The organism is Bradyrhizobium sp. LCT2, assembly GCF_009931255.1.
Taxonomy (GTDB): domain Bacteria; phylum Pseudomonadota; class Alphaproteobacteria; order Rhizobiales; family Xanthobacteraceae; genus Bradyrhizobium; species Bradyrhizobium diazoefficiens.
In genome coordinates this window covers 6,242,412-6,259,545 of sequence record NZ_CP034432.1, presented here as the reverse complement: position 1 = coordinate 6,259,545, position 17,134 = coordinate 6,242,412, and the positions used below count along the sequence as shown (strand labels likewise).

Here is a 17,134-nt window from a genome sequence, read left to right as displayed (position 1 = left end):
ACCATGGCTCGCATTCCTGCTGCTGCTGGCGGGTAGCGGAGCTTCGTCCGCAGCACCGTTGCCGTCGGCATCGCTGAATGTCGGCACGACGTATGCACCCTGGCTTTGGCCCGTACAAGCGGCGCGCAGGCAGGCCAATACCGCGAGTGTGTCCCTTCAGATCCTGCCGGGTCAGACCGTCAACCTCGGCGGCAAGGTCACGTTCGGCGTCACCGCGAGGAAGCCGGGATATCTCATTCTCGTCGACGTCGACGCGGAAGGGCGAATGTCCCAGATCTTTCCGACTCCCGAGCTATTGGCGCAGTCGGACGGACGCGACATCAATCTCGTCAAGCCCGGCGTCGAATTTGTCGTTCCAACCCCGGCGGCTCGGCAGCGTGGTTTTGAATATGTCGTCTCACCGCCGACTGGGTCAGCAGTGATGATCGCCATCCTGAGCGAGCGGCGGGTGCAGTTGCTCGATTTGCCGGACTTGCCGCGCAAGCTACAAGATCAGGCCGAGGCGTTGAGCTATCTAACGGCCTGGACCAGTGAGCTGCGCGTGCCGGACAACGGCAGCGGAAAGCTGGTGACGAATAATTGGTCGTTCGACGTCAAATCCTATTCCATCAAGTGAGCCCGGCAAGGCCAAGGCCTGTGAAGGCTAAAGCTTGCTCAGCCGACTGAAGAAGCCACCCCGGGCGATCATGTAATGAATGTCCTTTGGAAAGGGAAAAGCGCTGCGAACGTTGGAAATCGCGCCCTGAAGGAATTCCCCGTGCTGTGGCGCCGGCTTGTGGTGCAGACGCGGCTGGTCAGCGACTTGCGGTATCATGAAGCGATCCACGTAAGCCGGGTCCAGGTCGTTGACCCTGACCATCTGGCCAAATGCCGGGAACAGGTCGTAATGACCGACCCTTACGCTAAGGTTCTTGAGAGCAGGGCGTTGTGGCTGCGCTTGATTGCCATCGGCCGTCGCCAGCCCGCGCCCGATCAGGTCCAGCTTCACCGATTGCGGGAGAGTTGATGGACCATACACGATCTCGAGCGCGCGGCCGCTCTGTCCAGACAACCACTGATACCAGAAGGTCGCATCGTCGGGCCGCGCATTGGCGCCGTAGAGGCAGTCAAATCCCCAACAGGCCGTCAGCTTGCCCTGATACTTTCCAAGGTTCCCGACGAGATTGCGCATGCCGTTACCGCCGCCGGAGTGGCATGCGATGATGAGCTTGCCGATCTGGAGCTGAGGAATGGACGTCGAGGAGAGACCCAGGAACCTGGCAAGAGCTCCAAGGACCTCCTCGAGATAGCGTTCGCCCCAGCTCGCGGTTGCCAGGTCAGACACGTTGTAGTTTCCGGCAAAGGTGTCGCCAACGGCATATTCGTAGCCCAGGAACGGCGCGATAAGCACCACGTCCTTGCCGGAATCCCGGACCTGTTCGCGCAGCCGCGCTGGATCGTTGTGGAATAGGAATTCATGGTTTTTGACATAGAAGCCGTGAAGCCAGATCACGACATCGAACTTGGTGGCAGCTGTTGGGTGCTTTGGCGGAAGATAAACCGCCGTCGGCTTCATGCCGGGTGCCTGCCGCTTCGTGAAGAGCGTCACCCCCGGAAAGGCGTTGGCGTCCTTTTGCTCAAACTCACACGCAACCACACAGGTCGCTCCGCTTCGGCCAATCCAGGCAAGGACCTTGCTGACCTGATGTTAAGCTCTGCTGCCCGTCACACATTCTCGACACCAAAATCCGCGCGGCCTCCTGGCCTTCCATGACGCCGTGGCAGCCTTGCGCGTTGCTAGCGGCAGGACTCGACATTACCTACGTTGCCCCCGGGGCCGCCCCCGCCGCGGTATTCGAGGTGGCAGCCGCGACTGACCTGGCGGCACAGAGATTGATCACAAACGATCTGACCACTGCCGCCGCCGCTGTTCTTCACAGTTGCTTGCCGCCGCGGAACGTCGGCTGTTGGCTCCGGTCTCTCGCGGGCCGAACGATCCGCACGTGACGGACGCTCGTCCGTGTTGCGCTTCGCAACCGGTTTCTTCCCGCGTCGCTTCTCGCATTCATTGTCGTCGTTGAGGAACGAACCCTCGGCACAGGTGATCCTACTGCACTGGTCGCCGTCGGGCCTGTAGCCGCGATCGCAGATCAGCGGGCAGACCCGCGATGGCCTAAGCTTGATCGCGTCAAGAGCATCCAGACTTGCAAGCTTGACGTCCAGTTTGGTGCCTGCGTGCCGGTTGAAGAGAGCCAACGAGCGCTGCGAGGCCGCATTCCATTGGCCATCGACGGGGCCGGCGAAGCAGCCGACGCGGCTCAATTCGCCTTGTACGGACTTGGCGATATCGGCTCTTGCGATATCGGTCTGGCGCGGCTCGTCGCTCAGTGCCGCAAGCTTGGGCGTCTTGCTGTCCTCACCGGGCGCAGCGGCCGTAGGGTTATCCGCGACGGTACTCTCAACAGCCGGCTTATTCCCGGAGAGTGCAGCGACGATTGTAGATTCGGATGCAGTCCGTTTCCGTTCCGCCTCGGTGGCCTGCTCCTGCGCCGCTTGCTTCGTCCTCTCGGCGGCAATCCGGGCCTCTTCCGCAGCCTTCAGATCCGCGGCCGCCTTCTCCTGTTCGGCACGCTGGGCGCCTTGGGACATCAGGCGAGCTTGTTGCTGCTCGGCCTGCTGCGCTTTCGCTGTCGCCGCGACGCGTGCGTCCTCGGCCTCGAGCTGATTAAGCTGCAGCTTCGCCAGATTTGAGTAGTATCCGTCTGGATGCTGGGTCAGGAACGCGTTCAGAGCGGGCTTGTTGCGGAGCTGCAAGGCCAATTCGTAATCGCGACGAATTTCCGACTGGGGGTTGGCTGCTTGTATCGGTTCCTCGGCCTTGGCAGCCGGAACAAGTGCAACGTCCTCGCCGCCCAGTGAGCCGTAGACATAGGGCTCCTGTCGGTTGCCCGTGGCTTGCAAGACATCGTCTCGGACGAAGCCGAAAGCCCTGCGCAAGTCGAGCCCCGGCTTTGCAATATACTTCACGAGAGCCGTCGCATACGGACTATTCTTGCTGTTGCCATCGAGTGCGGTTAGTCCGGCTTTCGCCGCAAACGCGATCAGTGTGTTGGAGACGGCGGGTTCGACCCTGGCCAGCCCGCGGCTGATTGATCGCGAGGCAACTGTACGCTTCATTGAGTCGGCAAACGGATTGTTGCGGCACGCGTCGACGATCACAACGCGCAGCTGCCTCGCAGGCTCGATCGCCAGCAGGACACGGTCGAGCGAGAATGCTTCGTCATAGATATCCGTGTCACGCTCGAGTCTGGCGTCTGTCGGGATCAGATAGTTCGTCCCGTCGATCTCGATACCGTGGCCAGCATAGTACACCAAGGCAATGTCGGCATTGCGGGCCTGATCGGCGAATTCTCTCAGGGCCCGCCGCATGTCGGTCGCGGCGAGGTTGAGCCTTGAGTCAACCACATCGAAACCTGCGCCCTTCAAGGTCGCGGCGATGGCCGCAGCGTCATTGGCCGGGTTTGGAAGCAGTGGGGCGTTTTGATAGCTGGAATTGCCGACCACCAAAGCCACGCGCTTTGTCGCCCAGGCTGGCTGAGAGGCCAGGAACAGCGAAGCGGCGAGAAGGAGACAAACCCGGAGGTGCCTGTACAATCTCATGGCGAACACCCAACCTATGCCCGTAGAATGGTGACGTCGCGAGGACGGCCGCGTAAGAAATAATTCCTGAATTCGTACGCTACTGGCGGCTGCCTGTCTGCATACAGTACCGATCTCGAGCCCGATCCATTCCTATGTGTTGTTTTGAAATGCGGAGGCGTTCAAAAGGTGCGGAGGATTATTGCGGCCGGGCGTTGTGCGCCGATTCATGTGGATGATGGGCGCCCGCCAATGTTGTGCTGTCGTGCGACCTCGGTATAAGATGTTGATGTAAAACAGTTATTATATTCTTGCTGGCCTGCACGCGGCAGCGCACCAGAAGGCTCTGACGTGGTTCAAACGAAAGTTCCGCTGACGGCGATCGAGCGGACGTGAAGTCCAAGGACGGGCTCGCGGATCGACCGTCTCGGTCGCAGCTTGCAATCAGGTCAACAGCGCGGAGCAAGGCCGTCAGTTCGGCTTCGGGCAGTGATGGACTTTGCGAAGAATTCGACTCGTCCATCGAGCTATGGCTCGGCGACCACGAAGCCGTAGAAGTTCTCCAGGAGCTGATCCTCCGCGAGAGAGGACGTTCTTGTGGCCTTTGTACTCTTCATCTCCCCAAATGAAGACCGTCATTTTCAAGTTCCCGCCGAAGCGCTCGATCTTCGAGCGCAGGACGATCCAATGACGAGCTTGAGCCACATCGAGCCCGACGTCGCCTGATCCGACGCGTCGAGCAAACTGGGCGTCGATAAGCAAACAGACGCGGTAGCCCGCGGCAAATAGCCGGCTCGCCCTATCTATGCTGCCGGTGCCCGACGGTGAAACACGAGATCGGCGTCTTCTTGGATGTCGGTGTAGCCGGCGTGGTGAATCTCCATCGGGGTCATGTCCCCCCGGACATTGTTCCTTCGGTAGAGCCGAAATGAAATCAGTCCTCCGAATTGCGGAGGACAGCGCGCGGAGATACAATCGCAAATTCCGAACTTCGGAGAAGCTAATGCCTATTCCCTTGAGGATTTACATCACGCCATTTGCCGAGAGAGGGGTCGTTGAGCCCAGGCAATGGAGCAGCGACACGGCCAAGAAGGCGCTCGACGTGGTCAATACAATCTGGTCAAAGGCCAAGATCGCGTTCGTGATCAGCGATTGCTTGATGGAGAAGCCGCTCGACATGGCAAAGAGCGCACGCAGCAATGATCAGCGATTGCTGGGTGTTCTTACCTCTCGGCACGATCCGGACAATGCCATCCACATCTACCTCGTCAATTCGATCGAAAATCTGTCCGCTGGCGGAGGCTCATACCCCAATAGCGAACCCGAGCCGGCAAGCTTCGTCCAGTGGTATGGCAATGACCACGCCAATGGACGCGCCTGGGCTCACGAGCTTGGTCATCTGATGAGCCTTGATCACGTCGAGATCGATTATTCCAATGAGAAGCAGGCGGCGCAGCGCGTCAAGAACCTCATGACGATAGGATTGAGCGCCGGCTCCGACTTGACTGGCCAGCAGATCGATGCAGCCAAGGGCTCAAAGCTGGTCAAGCGATTTGGTGGATAAGTCGTTGGCCGACCGCAGAAGTCGTCGCCTCCGTCGTCCTGCAGATCGCGCGTCCGCGCGAAACGGTCCGAACGTCCTCTGCGCGAGGCGGTCTCCACTGAATTCAGCCAAACGATCACATTGTGGCAATCGACGCAGTCGTGTGCTCCCGGCCCGACGTCGAGGCGGCAAGTTCCATCGCGCCGGGCCTCGTAGGCGGAGCCCTTGGCGAGCCCCTTGTCGGAAATCGAAAAGCAACTGAATGACTGCGTTTCGCGCGTGGCAGCGACAGCCTTAGTGAGAGTAGATCGAGGAGACGACGCCAGGTTCCTGTTCGCGAGAACCTCGTCGCTCCAGCTCAGACGTTTAGCGCGAGAGTCCATGATTGCGATCACAGAACCGGTGACCACTTCGCCTGCTTTGCGCAAAGCCATCCGCAATTGACACGCAATGCCAAATCACCAACGAGCACACCAAGTGCTTCCGCGATATTGCGCTGCGGCTGCTGGGCGACGCCTACCGTTTCGCTTTGTTTTTGATGGGGATCAGGCAGACGCAGAGCAAGCCGGCAAAAGTACTATCTAGATGCGCTGTCGCTTTGACAGCGGTGGGGTAGGGGCTTCGAGGTCTAGGGAAATTCCGCGAAGTCGTCGTGCTGTACGAGTTCCACGGCCTGTCCTACCGCGACCCCTCCTAGGTCGTCACTGCTCCGATCGCGACAATGATGTCGCGTTGCACAGCGCACACTGCTTCGGCGCCAGATCGAAATGGGAAGAAGATCACAACCTTCGTTGTAGCTACCGATTTCATGAACTTCTCTTCTCTTGCCCGCACTAAAAACAAGGCGGTCCTGCGCCGTCCGGCCGATCGCCGACGAGTTGCTATCTGTTCACTGCAGGTCGAAGAGACATGTTTCACAAAACTGGTCCGGGCAGGGTTGACGTCGATCTGGATTTTTCAGGAGTGGGGGTTCTGCACGCGCGGCTCTGGAATTTCGATTTCGATGACTTTGCCGGCTACCAGTTTCGGGGCTTGAAGAAAGAGCATTCCGAATTTCTGAAGAACAAAGTGGTACCCCTACTCGAGGATGACGCCGGTCAGATCTGGATGACGGGCTCCGCGAGCCGGATCGGTGCGGCCGATTGGAATATGACGACGTCGGCCAACCGCGTGATTACAGTCGCGCGGTCTCTGTCCGAGATGGGCATCCACCCGGAGCAAATGCAGTCGCACGCCATCGGCAATACGCAGACGGCAAATCACAGGCTGGACGAAGACAGCGATAGATCAGTGGTCCTTTGGGTGCTCCCGAAGGTCTATTTCGAACCGATCATAAAGCCAGACTTGCCGCGACCCGTTCCGCCGAAGCCAAAAGTCAGTCGAAATTTCAAGATAGCCATGCTGCTTGAGGTCGACGGTTCGATCTCGTTCGCCGCGAGAGCGGCCATCAAGCGCATCGTGAAGGGCAGGGCTGGAGCCGGGATTGCGTTTGCCAGCGCCTTGTTCTCCATATGGGACACGGAAAACAATTTGAAGTGCACCTACGTCTATGCGGCGGTCGGCCTGGGCTTTGGCTTAAGCCTTCCGAAGACTGGCGGTAGATCGGGTACCCTGCATGGCCCGTGGAATTCGTTTACGACTGAAAAGCCAATCTCCTGTTCGCAGTTCGGCAAGTCGATGCGCTTTACGACAATCGGCATAGGCGATGTGAGCAAGAACTGGATCCTGCTGGAAACGCCCAAGGGGGTGAAGGACGTCTACTTGAGCATCAGCACCGGCACGACCATAGGCGGCGGCGCGTCGACATACCCAGCCCATCTGAGCGCTTTCATCCCGCTGGAGAGACCAAAGCCGTTTGGCGGGCCGTGAGCATGCCGAGGCCGACCAAGCCCGCATACAGCGGTTCATGTCCCGAGCTAGCTTTTGTTGGCTGGACCTAGTTCAAACTTCCCCATGATGGATTGGAGCGAGAGTTCAAGTTTTTCAATCGGTTAGAGCGCGGCGTGTGCACGACGTGTGCACCGGGAGATCAAGAAAAATCTTACGACATCTAACCTGAGCAAGCGTGCTGAAGTGCGGGCGCAGGGCGCCCCTTTCTGGCGCCGCATTCGCGCAGCAGAACTTGCAGCTTAATAGATCAATGATGCGGAAACCTGGGATTGGAGCGGCTGACTCTTAATCAGCGGGTCCCAGGTTCGAGCCCACCAAATCAATAGCTTGGCGAGCAAAACCGTTTGAGCAGCTGATTTTTCAAACGGTTCTTTCTTGCGGACAACGCACTGCCGAGCAGGCGGGGACGACGTTGACCGGGCAAATGTCGCCTGGCTACATCCGATCGCCGTTCTCGACGTGGAAAGCCCTCAGCATCGCAAGACAGGCGCTCGTTGCAGCGCCCACTTCCAACGCGTTGGATACGGCGGCCGACAGTGCTTGCACGTTTGCGATCGTCACGGTGATGAAACCGGGCTTGGCAACCAGACCCGCTGCGACGGCCTCCGCGATAGCATGCTCGTTCGATGCATAGGAAAGGAGCTTAGAGTTCTGGTCGGCGGCAAGCTGGGCCGCATCAATGAGATGCTGTCCAGGCGCGCGCGCGTCGCCATCGGCCGGAAGGACCGCAAGCAGGTTCATCGCTTGCGACAAGCGTTCGAGAATGAAATAGCCGCCCTTGGCATCCGCGAGCACCTCGACGGGATGCGGCCGCTCGAGAAACTGTCCACCGAACTCACCGATATCCGGGTAGGTGAATCGTAGACCGCGTTGTGCGCGACGGTTCACGCGACGAAACAGCTCTTCGATGAGACTGCTCGTCAGGACGCAAGGTTTCAATTCGCCCGGCAATCCGTCATTCCAGCCAGCGGGCGTGGACACATAGGCGGTGGTTGCCGCCATCGCGCCTGCGCGCAGGAGCTGAAGGCCGCTCGACTTATTCTGCGGCATGAAGCCGAGCGCGACGGCGCCGCCGCGCTCGGCAATCCGCCGCATCGCTTCCGATATCACGTGCATGTAGGCGCCGCGGGCGGACTTGACCGGAAGCGACCACGCCGCCGTCAGGATTCCGGCCAGCAGAGTTCCGCCGTCGGGCGTGATCATTCGCCGATAGGAGATGCCCGTTCCAGCAATCGCAGCACCGTTCACCTCGGCGACGACGATATCGGCCGGTTCGGACAAGGATGACCGCGCAAAACACCACCGCCAGCGGCGCCCGTCGCCCCAATCGCCGAACGATCGGTTCAGGGCGGCGAGATGCTCGGCTTCAAAGCCTGCGGGGTTGATGCTGACCTTCACAGATCATTCGCCTTGCCAATGGATGCCTGCGGCAGCGCCGCAACGCAGCGCGCGGCAATCTCGCCCATGCTGGTCCACCAGAGGTCCTCGCCGACTGTCTCCAGGTAATCAAACACAGCATGCAGGTGATCGCAATATTCTTCGCCGAGCCCATCCAGCGCAACATAGGATCCGGCCCTCTTGATGACATGCGCCTTGATCGCAAGCAGACCACCGTGATCGATAATTGACCTTGCCCGGTCGATGGTCGACGTCGCCTGATAGTTGGTCGTGAAGTTCAACAATCCACCGGATATCCATTGTGGCGCGATCAGTGACGTACCGGTGAGCCCGCTCATACCGCTCCGCGCTTCACGATGCACGGCGCTCACGAGGTCGCGCGAGGAGCCGACGAAGGTCAGGCCGGCGTCCCGCATTGCCCTCGCAAGTCCATGGCTCAGGTACCAGCCGGGCGGCGACATTCCCGGCACGAACGCCAGGTTGGCGGCGTGAAAGATTTGGAAGATCCCCGCCAGACTGCGCCGGCATTCCTCCTCGCTCGCATCCAGATATTCGAGATGCGTGGGGTGGCGTCCGCGGTTGTGCGTGAGGCCGTGCAGCCCGATTTCAACCCTTGGCAGGTTCTTGAGGAATTCGATGAAGCGCGGAAACCTGTCGATGCGCATCGTGCCTTCGGGCAACGTATTCCATTCGCACCAAAGACGCCGCACACCGGGAATGTGCATCAGCAGCGGGTGCGAAACGGATGGGTGTTTTGCGCGCCAATCGGCCGTCACGAACAGAGTAGCGCGCAGCTTCGAATGAGCGGTCAGCAGGCGGATCAGAAAACGAAGCTGCCCATGGTCGAGGTCGCCGCCAGCCTCATAACTGTCGCGAGAGGTACCGGGATGGACGTCGTCGATGGTGAACACGACGGCAGCCTTCTTGCCCGGCGGAAGCCAATCGGGAGGGATACCAGCCAACCCGCGTGCCGGCAGCCGTGCAAACGAAGTGCTCTCGCTTCTGTCGGGCGCGAAGGGGGGTAGGGAGGCCGGACGCACGGAAGTCACGGCATCAACCTCACTCGGCACTGTCGCAAACGGGCGGCTCAATCGGTGTCTGCTGCAGCGCCGCTTGTCCGGGTCCATTCGGCTGCAACCCGCGCCGCAGTTCCGCAAGCTTCCGCATCAAGCCCCAACCGGGGGAATGTTTGCCGAGCCAGGACACCGTCTGCTGGCGATACATGCGCAAATACATCGGCGCTTCGACCCATCGACGCGACGCGTGCAGGCCAGCGGTGACAAGTTGACCTCTGAGAGTCGAAAGATGACTTCTGACCCATGAGGTCAGCCGTTGCCGGTACATTCGCAGATGCATCGGCAATTCGATGTGCCAGCGCGCAAGGTGCAAGCCAGCGGTCACGCGACGATTGGCCCATCGGATTCGCAGCGGCAGCAACGTCCCGGGAGGAGGCAGAATATCTTCAGCTCACTGCTCAATTCCCACTTGTTCGACTTTCAAGAGGGATGGATGTACGTCCTAGGCGTGGGCTTGGGTGCTGGCGTCCTCACCAAAGAGGGTCGGGATGGCGAGGTACACGTGATTGCCACGCACCCACGAACAGTAGCAGACGGCAGATGATGAGATCTCGCCTCGGATCGCGACTTTTCGCTCGATATCAAGTCACGTGCGCCGATGGGGCTCTCGGCATGCGAGATCTGCAGCTGCCGCGAAATGGCAGCGGGCGACGTATGCGGCCCTTCCTCGGACGGCGTCACGCGATCGTCAATGAGCGAAGCGACAGAGAATCAAGTCAATGTTCAAGTCTTTCAGTCGGTTAGAAGGCGGCGTGTGCACGACGTGTGCACCGGGAGATCAAGAAAAATCTAGTGATAGCGAGTTTGAGCAGTCGAGCTTCGACGCAAGCCAGCAGTGCAGGTGGCTTCGACCGAGAAGCGGATCTTGTTCGCCGGCATGGTGAGCAGGCCAGTGTTGGGTCGCTGGGTGGGGCAGGGGCTGCTGGTCAGGGCGTAATAATGAAAAATGCTGATGTCGGGGGGCGAGTCGCTCCCCGACTACCAGGGGCCACGATTTTGTGCACCAATCTATGATTTTACACGATTTCACACGTCGACAGACGCGGTTTGCCGCGCGTAATTATTTCACCGGCTTGCCAAGCTGTGACAGCTTGCCCCTCATCAAATGGCGATGAGTTCGAGAGGGAACTTCGGCAGGTGGCTCAGTACGTCGCTCGCCCACCAGACAGGTCGAAAACCGCGCCAGTCGAAAATGAGCATTCGTCGGAGGCGAGCCAGGTGACCAGCGCCGCTACCTCGTCCGGTCGTCCCGCACGCCCGAGCGGTATCTTTGCCAGCACGTTTCGATAGGCTTCGTCCGACATCTGCTTGACGAGATCGGTGGCGATCACGGCGGGTGCGATGGCGTTGACCCGGATATCGGTGCCGGCCAGCTCCTTGCCGAGAGATTTCGTCAACGCGATCACGCCCGCCTTGGCAGCGGAATAGCCGGTCATGCCGGCATTGCCTTCCTTGCCGGCGATCGAGGCCAGGTTGACGATGCGTCCGGCGTTCTTCCGTCGCATCGGTGCGACGGCCGCCTTGCAGCAGAGGAACGTGCTGGTGAGGTTCACATCGAGCACGCGCCGCCATTCAGCAAGGCTGTACTGCTCGATGTTGACCGTAGGGCCCGTGATTCCCGCGGCATTGACGAGGATGTCGATGCGGCCGAAGCGCGCGAGGTGGCCCGTCATCACGTCATTGACGGCGGCCTCGTCGGTGAGATCGATCCGCTGGTCGGCGCCATCTGCGACGTCCCAGACGACGACTTTCGCGCCCGAGGCGGCAAGCCGCTCGCGAACGGCCTGGCCGATGCCGCCGCAGCCGCCGGAAATGACGGCGATGCGCCCGGAGAGATCGAGGCCGCTCATGTCGTCGCTCGTCTATCTGCGGCGCGCGCGACGATGCTGCGTGCCGCCGCCAGCGCGCGTCGTCCCCATTCCTCGGCGCCGAGCTTGGGCAGCCACTCATCGTTCGGAATCTCGAGGCTCAGCGGAAGGTCGTCCGGCAAGGCGCGGACGACCCCGGCGAGATCGATGCCGCCGTCGCCCGGGAGAAGCCGGGCGCACCGTGCCGTGTGGATCAGTTCGTCGTTGCTGGCGGGGATCCCTGCGGGCGCGTCACAGAGCTGGGCGTAGCTCAGCAATTCCCGCGGCAGGCCTACGATATCGTCAAGGGTGGTAGCCGAGCGCGCGGCATGCAGCGCGTCGACCAGCACGCGGCCGTTCGGCTCGCCGGCGTTGGTCACGATACGAAGGGCGGCCCTGGCGTTCTTCACCGCGGTCCACGGCATGAATTCGATATCCGCGGTGAGGTCGTAGGGTGCCGCGGCGCGACAGAATGCGGCGAATGACTCCGTCAGTCGGGCTTCGTCCGGATCGTCACCGGCGACGAGGATCGCGCGCGCCTTCAGCCTGCCCGCGGTTTCGAGGAAGGCTGCGAAGTGGTCCGCTTTGAAATCCGCGCCAAGCCGTGCAATTTCGACGTCGAACACCGGCACGCCGGTGTCCTCGATGCACCGGATGGTTTCGCGCAACAGGGCGGGATCCGTGGCGAGCGGCGAGAAGTCGCCGCCGGGGGCGGCGGGCGCGATGCGGACCCCTATCGCCTGGTAGCCGAGCTTTTCGGCCAGGACCAGCGCGTCCGGAGGCGCCATCGGCGCCGAGGTGAGATAGGCGAGCGAATAGATGTGCGTCATGGCGATCGCCTCACGCCAGCGGAGAGATGGCGGTCGGCAGCGCGATGATCGAGCGCATCTCGCCGGTCAGCCAATCCGGCCCGCCCTTCGGCGGCCACACGCCCCTGGCGACGGATTCCGCGCGCACCGCGACGCGGGCATCGAGGCTTGCGAACGGCCAGATATGGGTGAAGCGCGGCGGCCCGTCGAGCGCATACATCGCGATTGAGAGCGGCGACAGCTTGCCTCGCTCGGGCATCGCGGCTTCCCACGCGACGATCGTGGGAGGAACGCCGCCATGCTTGAGGCGATAGGTGCGGATCTCGTAGACGCTTCCGTACTTGCCCGGCACGACCGGCGGCAGGAATGGAAACGGCACATAGGTGTCGAAGCTCATCTGCGCGATGGCCTCGCCGGCATTGAAGGGATTGGCGGTGCGGAGCGCGCGCTCGCGCTCGCCGCGGTATGCCTCGTGATCGCCAAACGAGCGCAGCACCAGGAGCTGGTTGAGCTCGCCGATCTCGTTTGCCCAGCAGCCGAGCAGCGTGCCCTTGGCCTCCGGCGCCCCGACATAATCGCCGATCCCGGCCACGGCCTTGGCGGCGGTACCGAGCTTCACCGTCAGCGTTGCGATCTCATAGAGCATATTTCTTCTCCTTGCGGTCAGGCGGCGGCCGACCGGTTGTTCTTGAGCGGAATTCCGCCAGCGTGGTGCGCGGCGATGTAGCCGAAGGTCATGGCTGGACCGAGCGTGATGCCGCCGGACGGATAGCGGCCGGCCATGATGCTCGACATGTCGTTTCCGACGGCGTAGAGGCCGTCGATGGGCCGCTCCTGCGCATCAAGCACGCGGGCATGTTCGTCGGTGTTGAGACCTGCGAAGGTGCCGAGGCTGCCGGCGACGATCTTCACCGCATAGAACGGGCCGGCATCGACCGGCGCGACGCAGGGGTTCGGCAGATGAGCCGTATCCCCCTGCACGCGATTATAGGGCGTGTCACCGCGTCCGAAGGCGGGATCCTCGCCGTGCGCGGCAAATCGGTTGTAGTGCCCGATCGTCGCCTTGAGCCCTTCGGCGGAGATGTCGCAGGCGCGCGCCAGCGCCTCGATGCTCGCGCCTCGCTTCAGGTAGCCGTTGCGAATCCATGGCGTGATTGGGAAGGGCGGCGGGCGGACGCGGCCAAGGCCGTAGCGCTTGAGGAATTTTGCGTCGCAGATCGCCCAGGCCTCGGCGGGCGCGCCCGCGGGCGTGGCGGCGAACAGCGCCTTCATCACGTCGTGATAGGAATTGGCCTCGTTGGCAAAGCGCGTGCCGTCGCTGCGCACCATGATCAGCCCCGGCTTGGCGCGCTCGATCAGATGCGGAAAGTGGCCAACCGAGCCGTCGCGATGCGGGACCAGTGAGACCGGCGCCCAGGCTCCCGGGTCGGAGAGATCCGTCCGCAGCTCTCCGCCGACACTCTCTCCGAGGCGGATGCCGTCGCCGGTGTTGCCGGCCGGCGCCGCCGACCAATGCTCGTGGCCGCTTGGAGCGTGGGCAAAGAGCGCTGCCTTCCGCGCCGTATCGTGCGGGAAGCCGCCGCAGGCGAGCACGACACCGCGGCGGGCGCGAATCTCAAGCGTCGCGCCGTCATGAACGACGCGCGCGCCCGTGATGCGGGCTCCTTCGCTCAGGAGCGATCGGGCCGGCGCCGCCGGCATGATGCGAACGCCAAGCGCGTCGGCGGATTTCAACAGCCGGGCCACAAGCGCGTTGCCGTTGACGAGATGCATGCCGCGGCCGAAGCGCAGCATGTCGACCAGATGCCGCGCGAGCCGGCGCGCGACATGCCGGAAGGAGGCCAGCGAGGAACGGGCGTTGAGAAAGTACCGGAGATCCGCGCCCGACGCGATGGCCATCCCGAACGGGGCGACTTCATCCAGCGGCGGCTTGAGATCGCGGAGGCGTGGACCGAGCTCACGGCCATCGATCGCCGCCGCGCAGAGCGAGCGGCCGCCCGTGACCGCGCCCGGGCTCTTGCCGTGAAAATCCGGGATCTGGTTGCCGTCGATGAAAGCAAGATGGGTCTCGCGCTGGAAGAACTCGACCATGCGCGGGCCTTGCTCGAGGAACATGTCGATGCGGGCTGCGTCGTAACCATCGGCGAGCTCATGCCGCAGATAGAGCCTGGGCTGCTCGGGGGCCTCGACGATGCCGGCCGCTTTCGCCAGCGGATTGCGCGGGATCCACATCCAGCCGCCGGACCACGCTGTGGTGCCGCCAAGTTGAGCCTCCTTCTCGACCACGATGACGTCGAGACCGAGCGAGGCGCCCGTAACCGCAGCAGCCAAGCCGCCTGCGCCCGAGCCGATCACGAGCAGATCGCAATCGAGATGTTCGTCGCTTCTCACGTCAGCCTCCGGTTCACGCGGCGCGACGCGCCTGGGTCACCCCAAGCGCATGTCGCGCTGCGCGATAGGCAAACGTGATGGCCGGACCGATGGTGATGCCCGGGCCCGGATAGGTGCCGCCCATGATCGAATTCGCCTCGTTGCCGCAGGCATAGAGTCCCGCGATCGCGCTGCCATCGGCGCGCATGACCTGTGCCCATTCGTTGACGACGAGACCGGTGGCCGCGCCGATGTCGCCGGGATAGAGTCGCACGGCATAATAGGGCGCGGTCGAAATCGGACCGAGCGTCGGGTTGGGTCCGATCGACGCATCGCCGTTGACGCGGTGATAGGGCGTGGTGCCGCGCCCGAAGTCCGGATCGATGCCATCAGCGGCATAGCGGTTCATCGCCGCGATCGTGCCTTCGAGGTTGGTCGCGGGCACGCCGATCTTGCCGGCGAGCTCACTGATGGTCGCGCCCTCGGTCAGATAGCTGTCGGCGAGGTAGGGAGCGAGGTTGCGCGTGCCCATCCGTACCATGCCGAGGCCGTATTTCTTGAGGCCTGTGGCGTCGGTGATGATGAAGCAGGGAATGCAGGGCACCTGCTTGTCGTGCTCGAACATCGCGCGACCGAACAGGTGATAGGAGACGGATTCGTTGACGAAACGACGGCCGGTCTGATCAACGCAAACCGTGCCCGGCTTGCTGCGGTCCATGACGAAATGGGGGAAGCTCGCGGTGCTGCCGTCGGCGCGCCGTCGGATCGAGACCGGCGCCCAGAACGCATTGTCGAGATTGCCTTCGCCGAGGCGCGCGCCGAGCCGCAAGGCGATGTCCTGCATGGTGCCGGTGTGCCCGGGAGCGGAAGGGCTGTATGTCTCGCCCTTGGGCAGCAGCTCGCCGCGGCGCTGCGGATGCCGATTGAAGCCGCCGGCGGCGAGCACGACGCCGTGCGTGGCCGCTACGCGGCGGCTCGTTGTGCCGGACTTGAGCACCGCACCGGTCACAGTGCCGTTCTCGGTGACGAGATCCTGCACCTCGGTGCGGATCAGGATATCGACGCCGCGCGCATTGAGCGAGGCCAGGAAGCGGCCGATCAGCGCATTGCCCATCACCAGGCGGGACCCGCGTCGGCCCTTAAGCCGATCGCCGGCGTAATGAGCGAGGATCTTGATGGCATGGGCAAACGAGCGCGCGGACTTCTTGAGGGCGAGCAGGTGGCCGATATCGGTGCGGTCGACCATCATGCCGCCAAAAATCGTGAACTCCGGGATCGGCGGACGGATATTGCCGAGATCGGCGCCAAGGTCGCGGCCGTCGAACGGCACAGGTTCGAGAGCGCGGCCGCGCATCGTAGCGCCCTCGAACTGCTGTTCGTAATCTGGATGGGTCGCATAGGGGCGGAACTTGACGATGCTGTTGGCTTCGAGCGTTGCGACCGCGTCCGGCGCGCTGTCGAGAAAGGCCTCGCGCATCGACGGGGCAGAATGATTGCCGACCACGCCGTCGAGGAACTTGCGGACCTTCTCCCGGCTGTCATCGGGATTGACGCTCTTCGAATGGTGCGAGTTGGGGATCCAGGTGGTCGCCGCCGAAAGCGCGCTGGTGCCTCCGACATATTCGGTGCGCTCGACCAGCAGGACCTTGCGGCCCTCGATCGCTGCGAACAGCGCAGCCGCCATGCCGGCCGCACCCGAGCCGATCACGATAAGATCGTAGCGGGCATCGTCGGAAATCGCTTCGATGTTCTTGAACATGGCCGTCACCTCGATCCGTCGCGCGCGAGCAGGAAGTCGACCATCGAGCTCTGCAGTGCGTTGTACATTTCAGTGCCCGTCGACGTCTTGCAGCCGAGGCGCCGCGCCGCCTCGACGAGCGGCGAGACCGCCGGGCTGGTGATGACGCAGCCGACGAACGTGCTGGCTTTGAGCTTCGATGCGTCGAGCGGAAGCGGGTCTCCGGCCTTCATGCCGAGCGGCGTTGCGTTGGCGACGAGGTCGAAGCCGGACGGATCGGCCGAGCCTGGCCCGATCCCCGCCTTGCCGAGTGTGGCCAGCTTCGCGATCAGCTGGTCCCGGCGGGCAGCTTCATTGTCGTGAATGGCCAGCGAGCGAACGCCGGCTTCGACCAGCGCCATGGCGATCGCCGATCCGGCGCCACCCGCGCCGACCAGCAGCGCGCGCTTACCGGTCGGGTCGTAGCCGTTGGCGCGTACAGCTCCGACAAAGCCGAGCCCGTCGACGTGGTCGCCATGCCAGCCGCCTTCGCGGCGCCGGCGCATGATATTGACCGAGCCGAGTAGACGGGCGCGGTCGGTCGAGGTTGCGCAGAATTCGTAGCAGGCAAATTTGTGCGGGACCGTGACGATGATGCCGTCGAGATTGCGGACATCGGTCGCGGCCGCCAGGAACGTCTTGAGACGGGCGCCGTTGATCTGCACCGGCACCAGGATGCCGTCATAGCCGCGGTCGATGAAGGCCTGCGTGACGCCGGCCGGCGATTTCACCTGGGCGATGGGGTCGCCGACGATGATGTTGAGGCGGGTGGCGCCGGTCAGGTTGAGGTTGATCATTCTTCTTCT

Annotated in this window: 13 protein-coding genes and 1 pseudogene; 4 read left to right on the top strand and 10 right to left on the bottom strand. The window is 62.5% G+C overall.

Annotation, left to right across the window (positions count from 1 at the left end):
* The first annotated feature begins 58 nt into the window (after positions 1 to 58).
* Positions 59 to 616, top strand: coding sequence for a DUF4384 domain-containing protein (locus EI171_RS30015; RefSeq protein WP_236842227.1), 558 nt, complete (start codon positions 59 to 61; stop codon positions 614 to 616).
* Positions 617 to 643: 27 nt separating this feature from the next.
* Here the strand turns inward: EI171_RS30015 and EI171_RS30010 are convergent, their stop codons facing one another.
* Both EI171_RS30010 and EI171_RS30005 read right to left on the bottom strand, forming a co-directional pair.
* Positions 644 to 1,636 (bottom strand): hypothetical protein, encoded by a 993-nt coding sequence (locus tag EI171_RS30010; RefSeq protein ID WP_161535473.1) that lies wholly within the window; start codon positions 1,634 to 1,636, stop codon positions 644 to 646.
* A 140-nt stretch (positions 1,637 to 1,776) separates the two neighbouring features.
* Positions 1,777 to 3,639: a caspase family protein gene (locus EI171_RS30005; RefSeq protein WP_246740292.1), complete on the bottom strand. Its 1,863-nt coding sequence runs from the start codon at positions 3,637 to 3,639 to the stop codon at positions 1,777 to 1,779.
* Between the two features lie 982 nt (positions 3,640 to 4,621).
* Here EI171_RS30005 and EI171_RS30000 point away from each other — a divergent pair.
* Both EI171_RS30000 and EI171_RS29995 read left to right on the top strand, forming a co-directional pair.
* On the top strand, positions 4,622 to 5,182 hold the full coding sequence (locus EI171_RS30000) for a hypothetical protein (protein ID WP_028170712.1): 561 nt from the start codon (positions 4,622 to 4,624) through the stop codon (positions 5,180 to 5,182).
* Between the two features lie 888 nt (positions 5,183 to 6,070).
* A complete protein-coding gene (locus EI171_RS29995; RefSeq protein ID WP_161535472.1) occupies positions 6,071 to 7,030 on the top strand; it encodes an OmpA family protein in 960 nt (319 codons plus the stop codon).
* A gap of 456 nt (positions 7,031 to 7,486) precedes the next feature.
* Here EI171_RS29995 and EI171_RS29990 read toward each other — a convergent pair whose 3' ends face one another.
* Together EI171_RS29990 and EI171_RS29985 are read right to left on the bottom strand one after the other, a co-directional pair.
* Entirely contained in the window at positions 7,487 to 8,146 is a 660-nt protein-coding gene (locus tag EI171_RS29990; protein WP_161535471.1) for a hypothetical protein, read from the bottom strand.
* Between the two features lie 299 nt (positions 8,147 to 8,445).
* Positions 8,446 to 9,360: a hypothetical protein gene (locus EI171_RS29985; RefSeq protein ID WP_161535470.1), complete on the bottom strand. Its 915-nt coding sequence runs from the start codon at positions 9,358 to 9,360 to the stop codon at positions 8,446 to 8,448.
* Between the two features lie 541 nt (positions 9,361 to 9,901).
* Here EI171_RS29985 and EI171_RS46820 point away from each other — a divergent pair.
* Positions 9,902 to 10,069 (top strand): annotated as a pseudogene (locus EI171_RS46820) (ligase); the annotation flags it as partial.
* A 598-nt stretch (positions 10,070 to 10,667) separates the two neighbouring features.
* Here EI171_RS46820 and EI171_RS29980 read toward each other — a convergent pair.
* From EI171_RS29980 to EI171_RS29955, 6 genes are read right to left on the bottom strand one after another with little or no spacing between them, the layout of a single operon-like run.
* The gene (locus tag EI171_RS29980; protein WP_011086436.1) at positions 10,668 to 11,375 is read right to left on the bottom strand and encodes an SDR family NAD(P)-dependent oxidoreductase; all 708 of its coding nucleotides are present in this window, start codon (positions 11,373 to 11,375) and stop codon (positions 10,668 to 10,670) included.
* Positions 11,372 to 12,202, bottom strand: coding sequence for a sugar phosphate isomerase/epimerase (locus EI171_RS29975; protein WP_011086437.1), 831 nt, complete (start codon positions 12,200 to 12,202; stop codon positions 11,372 to 11,374). Before EI171_RS29975 ends, EI171_RS29980 begins: the two co-directional genes overlap by 4 nt.
* Before the next feature lie 10 nt (positions 12,203 to 12,212).
* Positions 12,213 to 12,827 carry an NIPSNAP family protein gene (locus tag EI171_RS29970; RefSeq protein WP_161535469.1) on the bottom strand — a complete coding sequence of 205 codons (615 nt, stop codon included), beginning with the start codon at positions 12,825 to 12,827 and terminating at the stop codon, positions 12,213 to 12,215.
* Between the two features lie 17 nt (positions 12,828 to 12,844).
* Positions 12,845 to 14,572 carry an FAD-dependent oxidoreductase gene (locus EI171_RS29965; RefSeq protein ID WP_161535468.1) on the bottom strand — a complete coding sequence of 576 codons (1,728 nt, stop codon included), beginning with the start codon at positions 14,570 to 14,572 and terminating at the stop codon, positions 12,845 to 12,847.
* Between the two features lie 13 nt (positions 14,573 to 14,585).
* Positions 14,586 to 16,310, bottom strand: a complete 1,725-nt coding sequence (locus EI171_RS29960) for an FAD-dependent oxidoreductase (protein ID WP_246740291.1) — start codon at positions 16,308 to 16,310, stop codon at positions 14,586 to 14,588.
* Between the two features lie 5 nt (positions 16,311 to 16,315).
* Complete coding sequence (locus EI171_RS29955; protein ID WP_161535466.1) at positions 16,316 to 17,125, bottom strand: shikimate dehydrogenase; 810 nt, start codon at positions 17,123 to 17,125, stop codon at positions 16,316 to 16,318.
* Positions 17,126 to 17,134: the final 9 nt, after the last annotated feature.